Genomic DNA, 19,095 nt, shown 5'->3' on the forward strand with positions numbered 1-19,095 from the left:
CGTCGGAGGATATTCTGGCAAACGGCCATGGCGGTCCCGCCACCGCTCCCCTACACTGTCGGCATGATCGACAAGCTAGCCCTTCGGGCGCAGCTCCGTGCGGAGCGTGACGCCTTCGCCATTGAAGCGAGCGAGGCGATCCTCGCCCCCGAGCATTTCATCGAGCATCTCCAGCCGGGCATGACGGTCGCCACCTATGTCGCGATCGGCAGCGAGGCGGATCCCACCCAGCTCGCCGCCGCGGCCGCCCAGGCTGGCTGCACGCTTGCCCTGCCCTTCGTCGTCGGCCGCGCCGAGCCGCTGCGCTTCCTCGCCTGGCGGATGGGCGAGCCTCTGGTCGATGGTCCCTTCGGCCTGCGCCAGCCCCAGGCAGACAGCCCGGAAGTCGCCCCGGACGTGATCCTCACCCCGCTGGTCGGCTTCGATGCGCGGCTCAATCGACTCGGCCAGGGCGCCGCCCATTATGACCGCGCCTTCGCCCGCTATCCCGATGCCTGGCGCGTCGGCGTGGCCTGGTCGGTCCAGGAAGTGCCTGCCATCCCCAGCGACATCTGGGACGTGCCGCTGAATGCGGTGATTACCGAGAAAGGCATGACGTGGCACGCGGAAGCATAGAGCCGAGCTGGCGCAAGCCCGCCGGCGCGCTGGGCATCGTCGCCTGGGTATTCGCCTGGGTGATCCTGGTCGCCAGCTTCTCGGGCTGGATCGGCCGGCTGCACATCCTCGCCCAGCTGCCGATCTACGTCGTCACCGGAATCATCTGGATCCTGCCGCTCGGCGGCGTACTCCGCTGGATGGAAACCGGTCGCTGGCGGCGCGCCTGAGCGTCCATCAGGCGTTCTGGTCTCAAACGGGAAGAGGTGAGTCACCGCCATCGGTGGCGGGAGGGGCCATGCGATGCATGGCGCGAGTGACGGGGCTCGAACCCGCGACCTCCGGCGTGACAGGCCGGCGCTCTAACCAACTGAGCTACACCCGCATCTGCGTGTGAGAGAAGACCGCTCCCCGTATCCAATCGTCCGGTCGAAGCACGCACGGGGCGCACCCTGACAGTCAGACCATGGGGAATGGCGCGAGTGACGGGGCTCGAACCCGCGACCTCCGGCGTGACAGGCCGGCGCTCTAACCAACTGAGCTACACCCGCTCTCTCGAAGCGAGGAGGCGGGCACTAGACGCGACTTTTGGGGGTGTCAACCGGATTGGTCGCGACTTTTTCGCCGCAGCGGTCGATTATCCACAGGATCGTTCACCAAGGTGCCGTGCTCGAACAGGAAACCGGCGATATCCGGCTTGCCCGCGGCGTTGACCACGGTCTGGATGATGATGAGCAGCGGCACCGCGAGCAGTGCGCCGGTGGTGCCCCACACCCAGCCCCAGAAGCTCAGCGAGATCAGGATCATGATCGGGCTGATCGTCAGGCGGTGACCGACCACCAGCGGGGTCACGACATTCGCCTCGATCAGGTGGCAGGCGATCATCACGATCGGCGGCACGAACGCCCAGCCCAGGTCCGGGAAGGTCATCAGCCCGCCCATGGCCAGCAGCAGCGCGGCGAATACCGGGCCGAAATAGGGGATATAGTTGAGCAGCGCGACGATGCCGCCCCACATCAGCGGGGTCGGCATGCCGATCGCCCAGAGCACGCCGGCGACGATCAGGCCCAGCGTCATGTTGATCACCGTGATCGTGCCGAGATAGGCCGAGGTATCGTCGACCACGTCCTGGATCACCCGCGCGGTCGCCATCGCGCCGCCGAAGCTCGCCCGGCTGGTGATCGCGTTGCGGCGCAGGCGGGTCCAGCCGGAGAGGAAGAAGTAGATGACGAGGATGGCGAAGAACATCTCGACCAGCGCCGACGGGGCCGAGGTGGCGAACAGGTCGATCAGCGAACGCGGCGGCGTGGCCGCCATCACCTCGGGCTGCTTCATCGGCGCCGAGGCGAAGTTCATCACCGTCTTGTTCACGAACGAATCGAGATTCGCGTAGAATTCGATCAGCGGCTTCAGGTTTTCCTGGATCTGCGGGATCTTGGCGGGCAGGTCACGGATCCACTGCCATGCCGGAACGACGATCGATGCCAGCGCGACATTCGCCGCGATCAGGAACAGCAGCACGCAGATGAACGCCGCGATCGGCGCCGGCAGCCGGTGCCGTTCCAGCCATTCGAGCAGCGGCACGAGCGCGATCGCGATCACCAGCGCGGTGGTCAGCGGCAGGAAGAACACCGCGCCCGCCTGCAGTGCGAACGGCAGCGCGAGCACCAGCCCGAGCCCGGCGATCAGCGTCAGCGCGGCCATAAGCCGATCGCGCTTCTGCCCGTCGCCCATGCTCTCCTGGGTGGACGGCCCGAGCAGCGGCGCCCGTGCCGGCCCCGAGGGAAGTCCCTCGTCCATGGGTTCGCCGCCAATGCTGCCCGAACGATCGTCCACTTCTGCCCTTCCCTTTCGCTCCGGTAACCCTAGCGCTTCGCTCGTCTTTCGTCATCCCATGCACGGCATTGTTCCCCGGCGAAAGCCGGAGCCCAGGGTTTCTCTGCTGCTTCCCCGGTGCCCCCGGGGCCCGACTTCCGCGGCGGAATAGCATGCTTCCAACCGTCGAGACCCTCCGCTAGCCTCGCGCGATGGGCGAGAACATCCTGGTCCTCGACGAGGGCACCACTTCCACCCGCGCGATGCTGTTCGCGCCGTCGGGCAAGTGCCTGGGCAGCCACAGCGCCGAGCTCACCCAGCATTATCCGGGGCCCGGCCTGGTCGAGCATGATGCCAATGAGATCTGGCGGCGCACCCTCGAATGCGCCCATGCCATGGTCCGCGAGGCCGGCGGCGCGGACCGGATCGCGGCGATCGGCATCACCAACCAGCGCGAGACGATCGTCTTCTGGGACAAGACGACGGGAGAGCCCCTCGCCCCTGCCATCGTCTGGCAGGACCGCCGCAGCGCCGCGATGTGCCGTGCCTGGCGCGATGCCGGCGAGGAGCCGGGCGTGCAGGCCCGCACAGGCCTGCTGCTCGATCCCTATTTCTCCGGCACCAAGATCGCCTGGGCGATGCAGCACTGGCCCCAGCTCAAGGGCGTGGGCAACCGCCTCGCCATTGGCACGATCGAGAGCTGGCTGGTCTGGAAGCTCACCGGCGGCCTCCATATCACCGACGCCACCAATGCCTCGCGCACCCTGCTGATGGGCCTCGGCTCGGGCGGCTGGAGCGACAGCTCGCTGGAGATGTTCTCCGCTCCGCGCGATGCGCTGCCCGAGATCGTCGATTGCGCAGGCCGGTTCGGCACCACGCGCCTCTTCGGCGGCGAGATTCCGATCTGCGGCCTAGCCGGCGACCAGCAGGCCGCGACGATCGGCCAGGCCTGCCTCGAGCGCGGCGATACCAAGGCGACCTATGGCACCGGCGCCTTCGTCCTCACCAATGCCGGCACCGCGCCGCCCAGCTCGAAGAACCGCCTCCTCGCGACCGTACTGTGGCAGCTCGGCGGGCGGCGCACCTATGCGATCGAAGGCTCGGTGTTCGTCGCCGGCAGCCTGGTCCAATGGCTGCGCGATTCGGTACAGCTGATCGAGAAGGCGCAGGATACCGAGCCGCTGGCACGCTCGGTGAAGGACAATGGCGGCGTCTATCTCGTCCCCGCTTTGTCCGGCCTTGGCGCGCCCTGGTGGGAGCCGGAGGCGCGCGCATCGATCTCCGGCCTCAGCTTCGCCGCTACCCGCGCCCATATCGTCCGCGCTGCGCTGGAAGCGATGGCGCACCAGAGCCACGACCTGAAGACCGCCTTCGCCGCGGACGGTGCCGACTGGTCGCGACTGCGCATCGACGGCGGCATGGTCACCAACGACTGGATCGCGCAGGACCTGGCGGACATCCTCGCCATCCCGGTCGACCGTCCCGACTTTGCCGAGACCACCGCTCTGGGCGCCGCGATGCTGGCGGGCATCGGCTGTGGCATGTTCAGTCGCTTGGAGGACGCCACGAAGATGCGCGGCGCGGGGCTGACATTCGAGCCGAAGCTGGATGCTGAAAGCCGCAAAGCCCGCCTCATGGGGTGGCGCCAGGCCGTCCTCTCCGTCGTCACCCCCGCAAGAGTGGAGTGAGGACGGGGGCACCTACCCCAGGAACAGCTTCACATAGTCTTCCACCGGGCGGCGCAGCAGCGTCTCGTTGACGAAGAACGGGATCGATCCCTTGTCCCACCGCCCAATCCGCACGCCAGCGGCGCGACCGCGCTCGAACGCAGCCTCTGCCGCCGCCTGCGGCATTTCGAGCCGATAGATGTTGGACGCGTCGGGGTTCGCCACGCGCTTGACCTTGCCGCTGTGCTCAAGCGCGGTGAACAGCGTCTCTGCAACGCCGTGCGCCTTGGCGATGCGCTCGGGGAAATGCTGCAGTCCGTCAAGCGCGAGCAAGGCTGGTGCCCAGCCCTGGTAGATCAGCCCGCCATAGAGGTGCCGCCACTCGCGCGCGCTGGCGATCGTCGCCGCCGGTCCCGCCAGCACCGCTCCGAACGGTGCGCCCAGATATTTGTAGAGCGAGACATAGACCGTCTCGAACGGCGCGACATAGGCGGCTCGGTCGATCGAGGGCGGCGCAAGCAGCAATCGCGCGGCATCCAGGTGCATCCGCGTGCCATGCGCCGCCGCGAGCACCGCGATCTCGGCGATCCGCTTCGACGGGATCAGTCCGCCCTCGAGCCGGCGCACCGGGCTCTCGAGCGAGATCGCCCCCACCTTGAGCGCGTACGGCCCCTTCTCCGCGGCATCGAACGCCGCGACCAGTTCCTCCTGCGTCGGCGTCACCTTCCCCGCGCCCAGCGGCACCAGATTGATGCCGGCCATGCGCTGCGCCATGTTGCTTTCGTCGCGATAGAGATGGCTGTCCTGCTGGCAGAGCGCATGCGGCGCATCGCCGCACAGCACCCGCAGCGCGACATTGTTGGCCAGCGTGCCGGTGGGGAAGAAGGCACAGGCCTCCTTGCCCAGATGGGCAGCGAACGCCTTTTCCAGCGCCTCGACCGCGCCGCCGTTCAGATAGCCGTCGCGCACCGATCCGCTGCCCGCCAGCTCCGCCAGCCGCGCCGACATCGCAACCGGATCGGGCGGCGCGGAATCGCCGACCAGCCAGACGCTGTGCGCATCGACTGGCGGAAAGGCCGGCGCGGACTGCCACAAGCCCGCCGCTCGGGCGAGCTGCGGAATGGTCAGTGCTGCGGCCGTGGCACCGAAAAACGCCCTGCGGTCGATGTGCATCCCTCGGTCTCCCTTTCGGATGCCGAGCTTAGCGCGCGCCGCCCTTTCGGCCAGCGCTATTGCGCCTCAGGCCGCGGCCTCGCCCACGAACAGCTCGCGCAGGTCCTTCTTCAGGATCTTGCCATTGGCGTTGCGCGGCAGGGTGTCCGCCACGAAGCGCACCTGCACCGGCACCTTGAACCCTGCCAGCCGGGCGCGGACGAAGTCCTGCAGCTCCGCCTCGCTCGCATTGGTGCCCGGCGCCAGATGGACCACCGCCACCGGCTCCTCGCCCAGCGTCTTGTGCGGCACGCCGATCAGCGCGGCGTCCATCACGCCGGGGAAGGCGTAGAGCACGTCCTCGACTTCGCTCGAATAGATGTTCTCGCCGCCGCGGATGATGATGTCCTTCGCCCGGTCGACGATGTAGAGGAACCCCTCCTCGTCGAGCCGCGCCAGGTCGCCGGTGCGCACCCAGCCGTCGACAAAGGTCTCCGCCGTCGCCTCGGGCTTGTTCCAATAGCCCTTCACGATCATCGGCCCCTTGGCCCAGAGTTCGCCGACTTCGCCAATGGGAAGTTCGCGATCGCCCTCGACGGTCATGATCTTGAGGTCCGCCGTCGCGACCGGCTGGCCGGCGCTGGTCGGGCGGGTCAGGTAATCCTCGCCGCTATGCTGGGTCACCGTCGCCATCGTCTCGGTCATCCCCCAGCCATTGCCGGGGAGCGCGCCGAACTCCTCATAGATGCGCTTGACGAGCTCGGGCGCCGAGGGCGCGCCGCCATAGGAGATCGCCTCCAGGCTGGAGAGGTCGTATTTCTCGCGCGCCGGATGCTCGAGCAGCTGCCAGGCGATCGTCGGCACGCCGCCGGTGAAGGTCACCTTCTCGCGCTCGATGACCGCCATCGCCTTCTCGGCATCCCAGCGGCGCATGAACACCACCGTCTGCCCCGTGGCGATGCCGCCCATCAGCGCCGCGCTGCACGCGGTGACGTGGAACAGCGGAATGACCAGCAGCCCCACCTTGTGCGGGATCATCGCCGGCGGCATCTCGCCCCGGCGCAGCATCGCCCTGGCCGCGCTGTACCCGCTCGACAGGATGTTGGTGCAGATGTTGCGGTGCGTGCCCAGCGCGCCCTTGGGGTTCCCCGTCGTGCCGCTGGTATAGAAGATCGTCGCGTCGTCCTCGGGCGTCACCGCCACCTGCGGGAAGGGAATATCGGGCAGGCTCGCCCAGTCATGCCGCGTGCCGATCAGCACCTCGAGCCGGCTGGCATTGCCGTCCAGCTCTTCGTCGCAGCGGCTCACCACCACCCGCTCCAGGTCGGGCAGCCGCGCGTAGCAGTCCTTCAGCCGGGCATGCCGCTCGGCATCGACGAACAGCACCTTGGATCCCGAATCCTTCATGCCGTATTCGAGCTCGCCACCCGTCCACCAGGCGTTCAGCGGCACGATGATCGCCCCTAGGCTGGTCGCAGCGAAGAAGATCGTCGGCCATTCGGGCAGGTTGCGCATGGCGAGCGCGACACGGTCGCCCTTCCCCACGCCCATCTCGCTCAGCTTCTGCGCCAGATGGCACACCGCCCGGTAGTTCGCGTCATAGGTGACACGCTCGTCCTCATAGACGGTGAACACCCGGTCGCCATAGAGCCGCGCCAGCTGCGCCAGCACGCCCAGGGTGGGCGGCGCGCCCTTCCACACCCGCGTCGGCACGCCGCGGATTTCCACCTCGTCCATCTCGAAGCGCTGGCCCGGAGCGGTCAGTGCCCCCTTCACCTGCTCCAGCGACATGGCAGGCCAGTTGGGGTCGAGCGGCACGATCGGTTCGGGGGCCAAGGCGATTCTCTCCAAATCTATGTGCGTTATGTTTCTAGAATGTTGGGTTTGGCATCGGATGCCGTACCGTAAACAACGTTAGTGTTGATTCATCGCGCGCTCAAGGCAATAGGGGAAGCGTGTCCTTGAGAAGACGCGAGTCATCGCTTTCGAATGAGAGGTATGCCAGCCGCATGAAGATTGCCAAGCCCGAAAACCACGGTTTCGATGCGGTCCGGCTGGCGCGGATCGATGCCTATGTGAAAGCGCGCTACCTCGACTCGGGCAAGCTGCCCCATGCCCAGATCCTGATCGCCCGGGGCGGCGAGATCGTCCATTTCTCGCATCAGGGTGCCGCCCGCGAAGGCGGCGCGGCCGTCGACCAGACCACGATCTTCCGTATCGCCTCGATGACCAAGCCGGTCACCAGCCTCGCCTTCATGATGCTGGTCGAAGAGGGCAAGGTCGCGCTCGACACGCCCGTCCACCACGTCCTGCCCGAGTTCAAGAATCTCGGCGTATTCAAGGCGGGTGGCGGCGGCGTGCCCTTCCAGACGATCCCCACCGGCGAGCCGATGCGGATGGTCGACCTGCTCCGCCACACTTCGGGCCTGACCTACAGCTTCCAGAACCGCACCAACATCGATGCCGCCTATCGCGAAGGCAAGATCGAGAACTGGCACGGCAATCTGACGCTCGACGAGTTCGTCGCGGCGCTGGGGCGGATACCGCTCGAATTCTCGCCCGCCACCGAGTGGAACTACTCGGTCTCCACCGACGTGCTCGGCGCCGTGGTCGAGCGTGTCTCCGGCATGGGCCTTGCCGACTTTTTCGAGCAGCGCATCTTCGCGCCGCTTGGCATGCACGACACGGGCTTCACCGTGCCGGCGGAGAAGACCGATCGCCTCGCCGATTGCTGGACTATGGTCCAGGGCAAGGGCCGGGTGATGTACGATCGCGGCGCCGAAAGCGCCTGGTCGAAGCCCCCGCGCCTCGTCTCGGGCGGCGGCGGCCTCGTCTCCACAGCGCTCGACTATCACCGCTTCTGCACCTTCTTCCTGAACAAGGGCGAGCTGAACGGCACAAGGCTGGTCAGCCGCAAGACGGTCGACCTGATGACGGTCAACCATCTGCCCGGCAGCGGCGATCTCGCCAGCCTGTCCAAGTCGCTGTTCAGCGAGACGACCAACGCCGGCACCGGCTTCGGCCTGGGCTTCGCCGTCACCACCGATGTCGCGAAGACGCTGATGCCCGGCTCGGCCGGCGAGTTCTACTGGGGCGGCATGTTCTCGACCGCCTTCTTCATCGATCCCGTCGAGCGCATCTCGATGGTCTTCATGACGCAGCTTTCCCCGTCCATGCTCTACCCGATCCGGCGCGAGCTGAAGACGATGATCTATTCCGCTTTGAACGACTGAACTTATCCGTTGGAGACTAGAATGACCTCCCCCATCACCACCACCCGCCAGGGCGACGTCCTGGTCATCACCTCGGACAATCCGCCGGTGAACGCGCTCGGCGCGGCGGTCCGCCAGGGCATCCAGGCGGGCATCCAGGAAGCGAAGAACGACGACAGCATCAAGGCCGTCGTCATCACCTGCGCGGGCAAGACCTTCTTCGCCGGCGCCGACATCACCGAGTTCGGCAAGCCAATGCAGGAGCCGTCGCTCCCAGTGCTGGTCGATGAGATAGAAGCGCTCGACAAGCCGGTGATCTCGGCCGTGCACGGCACCGCGCTCGGCGGCGGCTGCGAAGTCGCCCTCGCCTCGCACTATCGCATCGCCGTCCCCTCGGCGAAGTTCGGCCTGCCCGAAGTCAAGCTCGGCATCCTGCCCGGTGCCGGCGGCACCCAGCGCATGCCGCGCGTCGCGGGCGTCGAAGTCGCGCTCGAAATGGCGACCAAGGGCGATCCGATCTCGGCCGAGCAGGCCAAGGCCGCTGGTCTGGTCGACCGCCTCGCGACCGAGGGCAATCTCGTCGCCGATGCGGTCGCCTTCGCACAGGAAGTGATCGGCAAGCCGGTCTCGCGCTCCTCCGAGCGCCCGGTCACCGTTGACGCCGCCGTGTTCGAGGCGTTCCGCGCCAAGAACGCCAAGCGCTTCCGCGGCATGGACGCACCGAACACGATCCTCGACCTGATCGAGCAGACCGCCGGCAAGCCCTATGCCGAGGGCGTCCAGGCCGAGCGCATGGGCTTCATGAAGCTGATCATGGGCACTCAGTCCGCCGCGCTGCGCCACATCTTCTTTGCCGAGCGCAAGGCCGCGAAGATCGACGGTATCGCCGAGGACATTGCTCTCCGCGACATCAAGCGCGTCGGCGTAATCGGCGCCGGCACGATGGGCGGCGGCATCTCGATGAACTTCCTCTCGGCCGGCGTGCCGGTGACCATCGTCGAGATGGCGCAGGAAGCGCTCGATCGCGGCACCGGGGTCATCCGCAAGAATTACGAGGCGACCGCCGCCAAGGGCCGCATGACCGCCGAACAGGTCGAAGGCGCGATGGGCCTGCTCAACCCGACGCTCGATTTCGACGCGCTCGGCGAGTGCGACCTGATCATCGAGGCCGTCTATGAGAATATGGACGTCAAGAAGGACATCTTCGGCAAGCTGGACAAGATCGCCAAGCCGGGTGCCATCCTCGCCTCGAACACCAGCTACCTCAACATCGACGAGATCGCTGCGGCCACCTCGCGTCCGCAGGACGTTCTCGGCCTGCACTTCTTCTCGCCGGCGAACGTGATGAAGCTGCTCGAGATCGTCCGCGGCGCCAAGACCGCCGACGACGTGCTCGCCACTGCCATGGCCGTGTCGAAGAAGATCAAGAAGGTCGCTGTCATCGCCGGCGTCTGCTACGGCTTCATCGGCAACCGCATGCTGATGCCGCGCCAGGTCGAGGCCAACAAGATGCTGCTCGAAGGCGCCACGCCCGAGCAGATCGACAAGGTCCATGTCGCTTTCGGCATGCCGATGGGTCCGTTCCAGATGGCCGATCTCGCTGGCGTCGATATCGGCTGGCACCGCGACCCGAACCGGATCGAGAACATCCGCGACGCGCTCGCTGCCGAGGGTCGCTGGGGCCAGAAGAAGAGCGCCGGCTTCTATGACTATGACGAGAAGCGCACCCCCTCGAACTCGCCGCGCGTCGCCGAGCTGATCGCCGAGTGGCGCGAGAAGCTGGGCGTGCCTCAGCACGAGATCACCGAGGAGGAGATCGTCGTCCGCACGCTCTACACCATGGTCAACGAAGGCGCGCTGATCCTCGCCGAGAAGATGGCCCAGCGCGCGTCGGACATCGATGTCGTCTGGGTGTACGGCTATGGCTGGCCCCCGTACCGCGGCGGCCCGATGTTCTGGGCCGACACCGAGGGTCTCAAGAAGATCGTCGAGGGCCTCGAGAAGTACGGCTTCGAAGTCGCTCCCCTGCTCCGCGAAAAGGCGGAAAAGGGCGAGAAGTTCAACAAGTAAGGAACCACTCTCCCTCTCCCATTGGGAGAGGGAGGGAGCCGACGAAGTCGGCGGAAGGGTGAGGGTCGGCCAAGGCCGAAGAGATCAACGACCCTCACCCTCCCACTCGGCTGACGCCGAGCGGGCCCCTCCCTCTCCCGCCGGGAGAGGGTTTTGGAGAGGATGAATGGCAGAGGATCTGGAAACCTTCCGCGCCGAAACCCGCGCCTGGCTGGAGGAAAACTGCCCGGCCGAGATGCGCACCCCGCCCAAATCGGAAAAGGAAACCACCTGGGGCGGCCGCAATCCGGAATATGCGCATCCCGACCAGAAGGTCTGGCTTGATCGCATGGCCGCGCGCGGCTGGACCGTGCCCGATTGGCCCAGCGCCTATGGCGGCGGCGGGCTCTCGCCGGCCGAGACCAAGGTCCTCCGCGAGGAGCTGAAGCGCATCAAGGCGCGCAACCCGCTCAACAGCTTCGGCATCTCGATGCTCGGCCCGGCGCTGCTGAAGTACGGCACCGAGGAACAGAAGCTCGAACATCTCCCGAAGATTGCACGCGGCGAAATCCGCTGGTGCCAGGGCTATAGCGAGCCCAATGCCGGCTCCGATCTGGCGGGCCTGCAAACTTCCGCGGATGATGCGGGCGATCATTTCGTCGTCAACGGCCAGAAGGTCTGGACCAGCTATGCCGACAAGGCCGACTGGATCTTCTGCCTCGTCCGCACCGACAAGACCGTCAAGCAGGCGGGCATCAGCTTCCTGCTGTTCGACATGGCCTCGCCCGGCGTCTCGACCAAGCCGATCCTGCTGATCAGCGGCAATTCGCCCTTCTGCGAGACTTTCTTCGACAATGTCGAAGTGCCCAAGGCCAATTTGCTCGGCACCCTCAACAAGGGCTGGGACGTCGCCAAATACCTGCTCGGCCATGAGCGCGAGATGATCTCGGGCTTCGGCCTGGGCGGTGCCGGCAAGGACCCGCTGGTGGAAAGCGCGCGCAAGGGCGTCGATCCGATCCTGCGTGCCCAGATCGCGCTGTTCGAAGTCCGTTCCAAGGCGTTCGCGGCGATGTCCGAGAAGTTCATCGACGAGCTCAAGGCCGGCCAGGCGCACCCTGCCCAGCCCTCGATGATGAAGTACTATGGCACCGAGCTGAACAAGACCCGCCACGAGCTCCAGATGGCCGCCGGCGGCAGCGACGCGCTCGAATGGGAGAGCGCGGACTCGCACCAGGGCGCCGCAGCCCGGTCATGGCTACGCACCAAGGCCAATTCGATCGAGGGCGGCACTAGCGAGATCCAGCTCAACATCATCGCCAAGCGGATTTTGGATTTGCCGAGCTGACCAAATTCCCTCTCCCATTGGGAGAGGGAGGGAGCCGACGCAGTCGGCGGAAGGGTGAGGGTCGCCACAAACGGAAACGCATGTGGAGACCACCCTCACCCAACCCTCTCCCAAAGGGAGAGGGCTTAAGGAAGAGAAGAAATGCCCCTCTACCTCAACGAAGACCAGACCATGCTCCGCGACACCGCGAAGGACTTCGTCGCCGCGGAAGCCCCGGTCAGCCACATGCGCGCGCTGCGCGACGCGAACGACCCCACCGGTTTCAGCCGCGCGCTCTGGAAACAGTTCGCCGAAATGGGCTTCACCGGCATCCTGATCCCGGAAGCGGACGGCGGCCTCGGCCTCGGCCATGTCGAGGCGGGCGTGGTGCTCGAGGAGATCGGCCGCAACCTGTCGCCCTCCCCCTTCCTCGCCACGGCGGTGGCGGCGGTCGAGGCATTGAAGGGCACTGGCCATGCCGGGCGCTGGTTCCCCGGCATCCTCGCTGGCGACACGGTCGCGGCGCTTGCGATCGATGAGACGCCGAAGTTCACAGGTCAGGTTTCGCTCGCCGCCGAGCGCGCGGGCAACGGTTTTCGGCTGTCGGGCACCAAGCGTTTCGTCGCCCACGCCCATGTCGCCGACCTGATGATCGTCGCCGCGCGAACTTCCGCGGCTGGAGCGTCCAGTTCGGGCGTAACGCTCTTCGTAATCGACCCGAAAACCCCCGGAATCGATGTCCGTACCGAGCGCCTGGCCGACTCCAGCCTGGCTTCCCATGTCACCTTTGCCGATGTCAGTGTCGATTCCGATACAGTCCTGGGCGAAGTCGACCAGGGTGACGGCCCCCTCGGCCGCCTGCTGTCGGCAGGCCGCACCGGCGCCTCGGCCGAGCTGGTCGGCGTCGGCGGCGGGGCGATGGACATGACGGTCAATTACCTCAAGGATCGCAAGCAGTTCGGCGTCGCGATCGGCAGCTTCCAGGCCCTGCAGCACCGGGCCGCCCATCTCTACAGCGAGATGGAAGTCGCCCGCGCCGCCGTGCTCAAGGCCCAGCAGCTGCTCGACGCCGGCCAGGACGCGGTCGAGGCGGTGGCGGTCGCCAAGGCGATGACCGGCCTTGCCACCACGCTGGCCGTGCAGGAAGGTGTCCAGATGCACGGGGGCATCGGCATGACCGACGAGTTCGACATCGGCTTCTTCATGAAGCGCGCCCGCGTCCTGGCCGAGATGTTCGGCGACACCAACTACCACGCCAACGCCCTGGCCGAGGCGTCCGGCTACTGATGGACACCACCCCACCCGAACGCGCCGAAGACCCCCGGGGCCTGGTCGACCAGCTCACTGCCCTGCTCGATGTCGAGCGCATCGATACCGATCTCTACCGCGGCCCCCGCCAGCCCGGCGGGGTCGGCCGCGTCTTCGGCGGCCAGGTCGTGGCGCAGGCGCTCCAGGCCGCGCAGCGCTCGATAGAGGATGACAAGCTCGCCCACTCTCTCCACGCCTATTTCATGCGGCCCGGGGACGAGAACCACCCGATCATCTACCGGGTGGTCCGCGATTTCGAGGGGCGCAGCTTCGCCAATCGCCGGGTCATCGCGATGCAGGGCGGCCAGCCGATCCTCAACATGACCGCGAGCTTCCAGCTTCCGGCCGAGGGCCTGCACCATCAGTTCGACATGCCCGACGTACCCGATCCGGACAGTCTCGTCTCGGAACGCGACCTGCGCGAGGCGATCCGCGACGAGGTGCCGGAGAAATTCCGCCGCTTCTTCCTGCGCGCGCGGCCCATCGAGATCCGCCCGGTCAATCCGCGCAACTGGTTCAAGCCCGTGGCGCAGGAGCCGGTCCAGCACAGCTGGTTCCGCGTCGTCGCCCCCCTGCCCGACGATCCCGCGCTCCACCGCGCGATGCTCACCTACGCCACCGACATGACCCTGCTCGGCACCTGCCTGCTCCCGCACGGGGTAAGCTGGATGACCGGCGGCGTGCAGACCGCCAGCCTCGATCACGCCGTCTGGCTGCACGAGCCGTTCCGCTTCGACGAGTGGCTGCTCTACACCACCGACAGCCCCTGGGCTGGCCATTCGCGCGGCTTCAATCGCGGCCGCATCTACAGCCGCGACGGCCGCCTCGTCGCCAGCGTCACCCAGGAAGGACTGATCCGCGTAAAGGACTAGGAACGCACGGGCTTTCCCCCGCGTTGGCAGGGCAGGACATATCGCGGGGAGCTCGCAGCCATGATGATCGCCACGGTGCTGGCACTGTTTTCACAGGATCTGGCGACGGTCACCGCCGACGCCGCCGATCCGGTCGAGATCGCCAGCAAGCTGGACGTCACCAGCTTTCCGAACTCCACCGGCCCACGCCGCAAGGAAGGGCTGCGCACCCTGGCGGATTACGGGTTCACCAACCCGATCCGCGACGGCAATTCGGCGGTGTTCGAGCTGGCCGACAAGAGCTGGACCTTCCGCGTCAGTCTGCTCGACCGGAGCGACAAGGCGCTGAAGCTCTGCATCCTCGATCGTGCGCTTGGCGGCGGCAGCTATTTCAGCGTCAAGCCGATCGAAGTCGCACCCGGCAAGGACGGCCTCTACCGCGCCACCGGCAATCCGGTCGCCGATCCCAATTGCGCCTGAGCCGCCAGCCGCTAGACCGGCGCAATGGAAACCGCACCGCGCCGCTTCGCCTATGTCACGCTCGACGTGTTCACCGAGACCCGCTTCGGCGGCAATCCGCTCGCGGTGTTCCCCGATGCCGGCGGGCTGAGCGACGCCGAGATGCAGGCGCTGTCGGCGGAGATGAACTATAGCGAGACGACCTTTGTCCTGCCTGCAGCCGATCCGGCACACACCGCCCGGGTCCGCATCTTCAACCGCACCGCCGAGATGCCCTTTGCCGGCCATCCCAATGTCGGCACCGGCTATGTCCTTGCCGGTCTGCGCCCGGAGGCGGGCGACACGCTCCGCTTCGAGGAAATCGCCGGCCTGGTCGAGGTGCGCATCGAACGCGACGCAAGCGGCAGTCCCCTTGGTGCGGAGATCGACGCACCCCAGCCGCTTCAGTTGCTTGGCACGCTGCCCGTCCAAGGCATTGCCGCCTGCCTGAACCTGGATGTCGCTGACCTGGTAACAGCCTCCCACCTGCCAACCCGCGCCACCACCGGCGTCGACTTCGTCTTCGTCGAGGTCACCGAGGAAGCGCTGAGCCTCGCTCAACCGGATATCGCAGCCTATCGCCGCCTCGCCGATACGGAGCGCGACAATGCCGAGCGCCTGTCGATCTTCCTCTATGCCCGCGAGGAACAGCGCATCCGCGCCCGCATGTTCTCCCCGCTCAGCGGCACCTGGGAAGACGCCGCCACCGGCAGCGCCAACGCCACGCTCGGCGCGCTGCTGCTCTCGCTCGGCGAGGCGGAAACCGCGCGCTTCCAGGTGCGACAGGGCGTCGAGATGGGCCGCCCCAGCAACCTGACCGTCATCGCCCGCCGCACCTCCGACGGCATCCGCAGCAGTGTCGCCGGCCGCTGCGTGCCGGTGTTCCGCGGCGAGGTGACGCTTTAGAACGCCGGCTTGCCGAACTCCTGGCGTGTCACCGGATGGCTGGACGAAAGTCCGCCATCCACCACCCAAGCCTGGCCGTTGACATAGCTCGCCTGGTCGGAAGCGAGGAACAGCGCCACCCGCGCGATCTCTTCGGGCTGGCCCGCCCGGCGCAGCGGGTTCAATCGGCCGAGCTTGTCCTCCTTGCCGGTCTCGCGGGCATAGGTGAAGGCACGCTCGGTCATGCCGGTCTCGATCAGCCCCGGGCAGACCGCATTCACGCGCACGCCCGATCCCGCGAACTGCTGCGCCGCAGTCTGGACCAGGTTGATGACACCCGCCTTGCTGGCCGAATAGGCCGGGCCACCGGCACCCGAACGCAGCCCGGCGACGCTGGCGGTGCAAAGGATGGCACCACCGCCGCGCTCGACAATCCGCGGGCCCGCATGCTTGATCGCCAGCGCCGGCCCGATCAGGTTTACGCGAAGCACCTCGGCCCAAAGCTCGGTCGGCGTGTCGAAGATGCCCGTCGCGCCGCCCGAAATGCCGGCATTGGCGTAGAAGATGTCGAGCCCGCCAAAGCTATCGACCGCGGTGGCGACCACCCGCTCGACATCGGCCTCGTCACCGGCATCCATGTGCACCGCGATCATGCCCTCGCGCCCGGCGATCGTCTCCCCGACTGCCTCGCTCAGGTCGGCGGCGACCACCTTGGCGCCTGCATCGGCAAATGCCCGCGCCGTCGCGCGTCCGATCCCCGAGCCAGCCCCGGTAACGATCACAACCTTGCCCGCGAACTGCATCAGATCGTCACTCCTCCGTCGATGACCATCGCCTGGCCCGTCATGAACGCACTCGCCCGGCTGGCGAGATACACCACGGCCCCGGCAATCTCCTCAGGCTCGCCGATCCGCCGCAGCGGCGTGGTCGCGTTGGTTGCCTTCGCCCGCTCGGGATCCTCCCACAGCGCGCGGGCGAAATCGGTCTTGATCAGCCCCGGCGCGATGCAGTTGACCCGCACATTGTCCGGCCCGAACTCCACAGCATAGTTGCGCGCGAGCTGCAGGTCCGCCGCCTTGGAGACATTGTACGCGCCGATCACCGGCGATCCGCGCAAGCCCCCGATCGACGAGATGATCACGATCGATCCCTCGCGCCGCGCGCGCATCTCCGGGGCCACCATCTGGATCAGCCAGTGGTTGGAGAGGATATTGTTGTCGAGGATCTTGCGGAACTGGTCGTCCGCGATGCCCTCGAGCGGCCCGTAATAGGGGTTGGAAGCCGCATTGCAGACCAGCACGTCCACCCGCCCGAACACCCGCCGCGTCTCTTCAACGAGATGCTTGAGCGCTTCCTTGTCCGAAATGCTCGCCGCCACCGCCAGCGCAGTGCCTTCGCCGTGCTTCGCGTTGATCTCGGCCGCGACCGCGTCGCAGGCATCCTGCTTGCGGCTCGAGATCACTACCTTCGCGCCCGCATCCGCCAGCGCCTCGGCCGAAGCCTTGCCGATCCCCCGCGAGGAGCCGGTAACGATCGCTACCTTGCCGGCCAGGTCGAACAATCCGCTCATGCCCCTGCCTCCTGCGCGAAGTGCCAGGCCTGTGCGACCAGTCCAGGCAGCCGCTCCACCGTCGCGGCCGCATTGGCGGAGGAGGCGTTGCCGTCGATCATCCGCTTCTTGATCCCCTGGACGATCCCCGCCAGCCGGAACAGGTTATAGGCGAAATACCAGTTCAGGTCGGGCACGCCGTCGCGCCCGGTCGCCGCGCAATAGCGCGCCACCACATCCTCGATCGTCGGGATGCCGGTCTCCGGTCCGGTGAGTCCCTTCACGCCCGATCGCCCCTCGGGCTCGGTCGCCCAGCTCATCAGGAAATAGGAGAAGTCCGCCAGCGGATCGCCAAGCGTCGACAGCTCCCAGTCGAGCACCGCCACGATACGCGGCGCGACGGGCGCGAAGATCATGTTGTCGATACGGAAGTCGCCATGAACGATGCTCGTCCGCGTCTGCTCGGGCACGGTGCGCGGCAGGAACGCGATCAGCTGTTCCATCTCGGGCAGCGCATCGGTCTCGCTTGCCCGATACTGCTTCGTCCAGCGCTCGACCTGGCGGGCGAAATAATTGCCCGGCTTGCCGTAGCTGCCCAGCCCCACCGCCGCATAGTCCACCGAATGCAGCGCCGCGAGCGTATCGATGATCGCATGATAATGCGCCGTCCGCTCCGCCGGCGTCATGCCCGGCAAGCCGCCGTCCCAGAGCGTTCGCCCCTCCACCATCTCCATGATGTAGAAGGGTGCCCCCAGCACCTCGGGATCCTCGCACAGCCCATAGGGCCGCGCGACCGGGAAGCCGGTCGGGTGCAGCGCCGCGATCAGCGCATATTCGCGCTCCACCGCATGGGCCGAGGGCAGGATCGGCCCGAACGGCTTGCGCCTGAGCACATAGGAAGCTCTCTCCGCATCGATCCGATAGGTCGGGTTGCTCTGCCCGCCGGGGAACTTGGTAACCGCGATCGGCCCACCAAAGCCGGCAACGTTCGCCGCCAGCCAGTCCGCCAGCTTCGCTTCGTCGAGGTCGCTCATGCGAACTCGATTACCGATCGCACGCTGTCGCCCTTGCGCAGCTTGTCGAGTGCATGGTTCACATCCTCCAGCCTGATCCGCTCGGCGACCATCGTGTCGAGGTCGAGAAGCCCGTCGAGATACATCTGCACCAGGCGCGGCATGTCGATCGGGAAGCGTGTGCTGCCCAGCAGCGAGCCCTGGATCTTCTTGCCCGTCAGGAAGGTCGGCCCGGGCAGGCTGACATTGCCGCCCGGCGCGATCATCCCGAGGATCGTCGCGGTGCCGCCGCGGCGCAGGATGTTCCAGGCCAGCTCGGCGGTATTCGGCCGCCCGACCGCCTCGATCGCATAATGGACGCCGCCGCCGGTCAGCTTGAGCACGTCCTTGGCCAGCCCCTCGGCCATCGCATCGAGTGCATGGGTTGCGCCCAGCTTGAGCGCCAGCTCGCGCTTCTCGGGCACCGGGTCGATCGCCAGGATCGTCCCCGCCCCGGCGATCTTGGCGGCGTTGATCGCAGCAAGCCCGATCCCGCCCGCGCCGATGATCGCCACGCTCTCGCCGGGCCGCACCCGGCTGTCGTTGAAGATCGCCCCGGCCCCGGTGATCACCGCACAACCGAGCAGCGCCGCGCGGTCCAGAGGCATTTCCCTCGAAATCGCCACACAGGCGTTTTCATGTACCAGCATCTGCTCGGCAAAGGCCGAGAGGTTAAGGAACGGCGCCAGCCCGGTACCATCCTGGAGCGACAGCCGCGGTTCCGCATCGGCCGGGCGCCGGGTCGAGGGATCGATGCACAGCGAGGGCCGCCCGGTAACGCACATCTCGCAGCTGCCGCAGAACACGGTGAAGAAGGTGATGACATGATCGCCGACCTTCAGATGCGCGACATCACTGCCTACCGCCTCGATAACGCCCGCCGCCTCATGCCCCGGCACGGTCGGTACCGGATGCGGGAAGGCGCCATCGACAAAGTGCAGGTCGGACCGGCACACGCCCACCGCCTTGGTGCGGATCAGCACCTCGCGCGGCCCAGGCTTGGAGACGCGGATATCGGTGATCTCGAGCGGCTTGCCCGCTTCGTAGAGAACGGCTGCTTTCATCACTCTCCCATCCCAATTTCCGTCATCCCGGCGAAAGCCGGGATCTCGTGCGGCGCTTTTCCCGCGCCTTCGCCT

Annotated in this window: 17 protein-coding genes and 2 tRNA genes; 10 read left to right on the plus strand and 9 right to left on the minus strand. The window is 66.9% G+C overall.

The features are described from left to right. The first annotated feature begins 63 nt into the window (after nucleotides 1-63). Nucleotides 64-615, plus strand: a complete 552-nt coding sequence (locus tag AC1RJ5_RS02480; protein WP_269575246.1) for a 5-formyltetrahydrofolate cyclo-ligase — start codon at nucleotides 64-66, stop codon at nucleotides 613-615. Further along, nucleotides 597-824 carry a DUF2842 domain-containing protein gene (locus AC1RJ5_RS02485; protein ID WP_269575245.1) on the plus strand — a complete coding sequence of 76 codons (228 nt, stop codon included), beginning with the start codon at nucleotides 597-599 and terminating at the stop codon, nucleotides 822-824. Before AC1RJ5_RS02480 ends, AC1RJ5_RS02485 begins: the two co-directional genes overlap by 19 nt. A gap of 78 nt (nucleotides 825-902) precedes the next feature. On the opposite strand, the gene AC1RJ5_RS02490 is transcribed toward AC1RJ5_RS02485, so the two are convergent. The 3 genes from AC1RJ5_RS02490 to AC1RJ5_RS02500 all read right to left on the minus strand — a co-directional run bounded on the left by AC1RJ5_RS02490 (nucleotide 903) and on the right by AC1RJ5_RS02500 (nucleotide 2,394). Beyond that, nucleotides 903-979: transfer RNA gene (locus AC1RJ5_RS02490), tRNA-Asp, on the minus strand. 89 nt (nucleotides 980-1,068) lie between these two features. Further along, nucleotides 1,069-1,145 (minus strand) — tRNA-Asp (locus tag AC1RJ5_RS02495). Nucleotides 1,146-1,191: 46 nt separating this feature from the next. Next, nucleotides 1,192-2,394 carry an AI-2E family transporter gene (locus AC1RJ5_RS02500; RefSeq protein ID WP_446745982.1) on the minus strand — a complete coding sequence of 401 codons (1,203 nt, stop codon included), beginning with the start codon at nucleotides 2,392-2,394 and terminating at the stop codon, nucleotides 1,192-1,194. A gap of 227 nt (nucleotides 2,395-2,621) precedes the next feature. On the opposite strand from AC1RJ5_RS02500, the gene AC1RJ5_RS02505 reads away from it, so the two are divergent. Beyond that, nucleotides 2,622-4,097, plus strand: coding sequence for a glycerol kinase (locus AC1RJ5_RS02505; RefSeq protein ID WP_493111511.1), 1,476 nt, complete (start codon nucleotides 2,622-2,624; stop codon nucleotides 4,095-4,097). A 12-nt stretch (nucleotides 4,098-4,109) separates the two neighbouring features. On the opposite strand, the gene AC1RJ5_RS02510 is transcribed toward AC1RJ5_RS02505, so the two are convergent. Together AC1RJ5_RS02510 and AC1RJ5_RS02515 are read right to left on the minus strand one after the other, a co-directional pair. After that, complete coding sequence (locus AC1RJ5_RS02510) at nucleotides 4,110-5,249, minus strand: threonine aldolase family protein (protein WP_493111513.1); 1,140 nt, start codon at nucleotides 5,247-5,249, stop codon at nucleotides 4,110-4,112. A 66-nt stretch (nucleotides 5,250-5,315) separates the two neighbouring features. Beyond that, a complete protein-coding gene (locus tag AC1RJ5_RS02515) occupies nucleotides 5,316-7,019 on the minus strand; it encodes a class I adenylate-forming enzyme family protein (RefSeq protein WP_493114615.1) in 1,704 nt (567 codons plus the stop codon). Between the two features lie 218 nt (nucleotides 7,020-7,237). Between AC1RJ5_RS02515 and AC1RJ5_RS02520 the strand changes: the two genes are divergently transcribed. The 7 genes from AC1RJ5_RS02520 to AC1RJ5_RS02550 all read left to right on the plus strand — a co-directional run bounded on the left by AC1RJ5_RS02520 (nucleotide 7,238) and on the right by AC1RJ5_RS02550 (nucleotide 15,376). After that, nucleotides 7,238-8,461 carry a serine hydrolase domain-containing protein gene (locus AC1RJ5_RS02520; protein WP_493111515.1) on the plus strand — a complete coding sequence of 408 codons (1,224 nt, stop codon included), beginning with the start codon at nucleotides 7,238-7,240 and terminating at the stop codon, nucleotides 8,459-8,461. A 21-nt stretch (nucleotides 8,462-8,482) separates the two neighbouring features. Beyond that, the gene (locus AC1RJ5_RS02525) at nucleotides 8,483-10,510 is read left to right on the plus strand and encodes a 3-hydroxyacyl-CoA dehydrogenase NAD-binding domain-containing protein (protein WP_493111517.1); all 2,028 of its coding nucleotides are present in this window, start codon (nucleotides 8,483-8,485) and stop codon (nucleotides 10,508-10,510) included. 166 nt (nucleotides 10,511-10,676) lie between these two features. After that, nucleotides 10,677-11,834, plus strand: a complete 1,158-nt coding sequence (locus tag AC1RJ5_RS02530) for an acyl-CoA dehydrogenase family protein (protein ID WP_269575240.1) — start codon at nucleotides 10,677-10,679, stop codon at nucleotides 11,832-11,834. A 141-nt stretch (nucleotides 11,835-11,975) separates the two neighbouring features. Beyond that, nucleotides 11,976-13,100 carry an acyl-CoA dehydrogenase family protein gene (locus AC1RJ5_RS02535; protein ID WP_493111520.1) on the plus strand — a complete coding sequence of 375 codons (1,125 nt, stop codon included), beginning with the start codon at nucleotides 11,976-11,978 and terminating at the stop codon, nucleotides 13,098-13,100. Continuing rightward, complete coding sequence (locus AC1RJ5_RS02540) at nucleotides 13,100-13,993, plus strand: acyl-CoA thioesterase (protein ID WP_342249932.1); 894 nt, start codon at nucleotides 13,100-13,102, stop codon at nucleotides 13,991-13,993. Before AC1RJ5_RS02535 ends, AC1RJ5_RS02540 begins: the two co-directional genes overlap by 1 nt. 60 nt (nucleotides 13,994-14,053) lie before the next feature. Continuing rightward, the gene (locus AC1RJ5_RS02545; protein ID WP_269575237.1) at nucleotides 14,054-14,452 is read left to right on the plus strand and encodes a hypothetical protein; all 399 of its coding nucleotides are present in this window, start codon (nucleotides 14,054-14,056) and stop codon (nucleotides 14,450-14,452) included. 24 nt (nucleotides 14,453-14,476) lie between these two features. Beyond that, nucleotides 14,477-15,376 carry a PhzF family phenazine biosynthesis protein gene (locus tag AC1RJ5_RS02550; RefSeq protein WP_269575236.1) on the plus strand — a complete coding sequence of 300 codons (900 nt, stop codon included), beginning with the start codon at nucleotides 14,477-14,479 and terminating at the stop codon, nucleotides 15,374-15,376. Here the strand turns inward: AC1RJ5_RS02550 and AC1RJ5_RS02555 are convergent. From AC1RJ5_RS02555 to AC1RJ5_RS02570, 4 genes are read right to left on the minus strand one after another with little or no spacing between them, the layout of a single operon-like run. Continuing rightward, complete coding sequence (locus AC1RJ5_RS02555; protein WP_493111523.1) at nucleotides 15,373-16,158, minus strand: SDR family NAD(P)-dependent oxidoreductase; 786 nt, start codon at nucleotides 16,156-16,158, stop codon at nucleotides 15,373-15,375. The two genes, AC1RJ5_RS02550 and AC1RJ5_RS02555, sit on opposite strands and share 4 nt — an antisense overlap. Continuing rightward, nucleotides 16,158-16,925 carry an SDR family oxidoreductase gene (locus tag AC1RJ5_RS02560; RefSeq protein WP_493111525.1) on the minus strand — a complete coding sequence of 256 codons (768 nt, stop codon included), beginning with the start codon at nucleotides 16,923-16,925 and terminating at the stop codon, nucleotides 16,158-16,160. The genes AC1RJ5_RS02555 and AC1RJ5_RS02560 overlap by 1 nt, the downstream gene beginning before the upstream one ends. Continuing rightward, on the minus strand, nucleotides 16,922-17,938 hold the full coding sequence (locus tag AC1RJ5_RS02565; protein ID WP_269575234.1) for a phosphotransferase family protein: 1,017 nt from the start codon (nucleotides 17,936-17,938) through the stop codon (nucleotides 16,922-16,924). Before AC1RJ5_RS02565 ends, AC1RJ5_RS02560 begins: the two co-directional genes overlap by 4 nt. Beyond that, nucleotides 17,935-19,020 (minus strand): Zn-dependent alcohol dehydrogenase, encoded by a 1,086-nt coding sequence (locus tag AC1RJ5_RS02570; protein WP_493111527.1) that lies wholly within the window; start codon nucleotides 19,018-19,020, stop codon nucleotides 17,935-17,937. The genes AC1RJ5_RS02565 and AC1RJ5_RS02570 overlap by 4 nt, the downstream gene beginning before the upstream one ends. Nucleotides 19,021-19,095: the final 75 nt, after the last annotated feature.

The sequence above is a fragment of the Sphingomonas sp. GW822-FHT03G08 genome, from assembly GCF_058801135.1.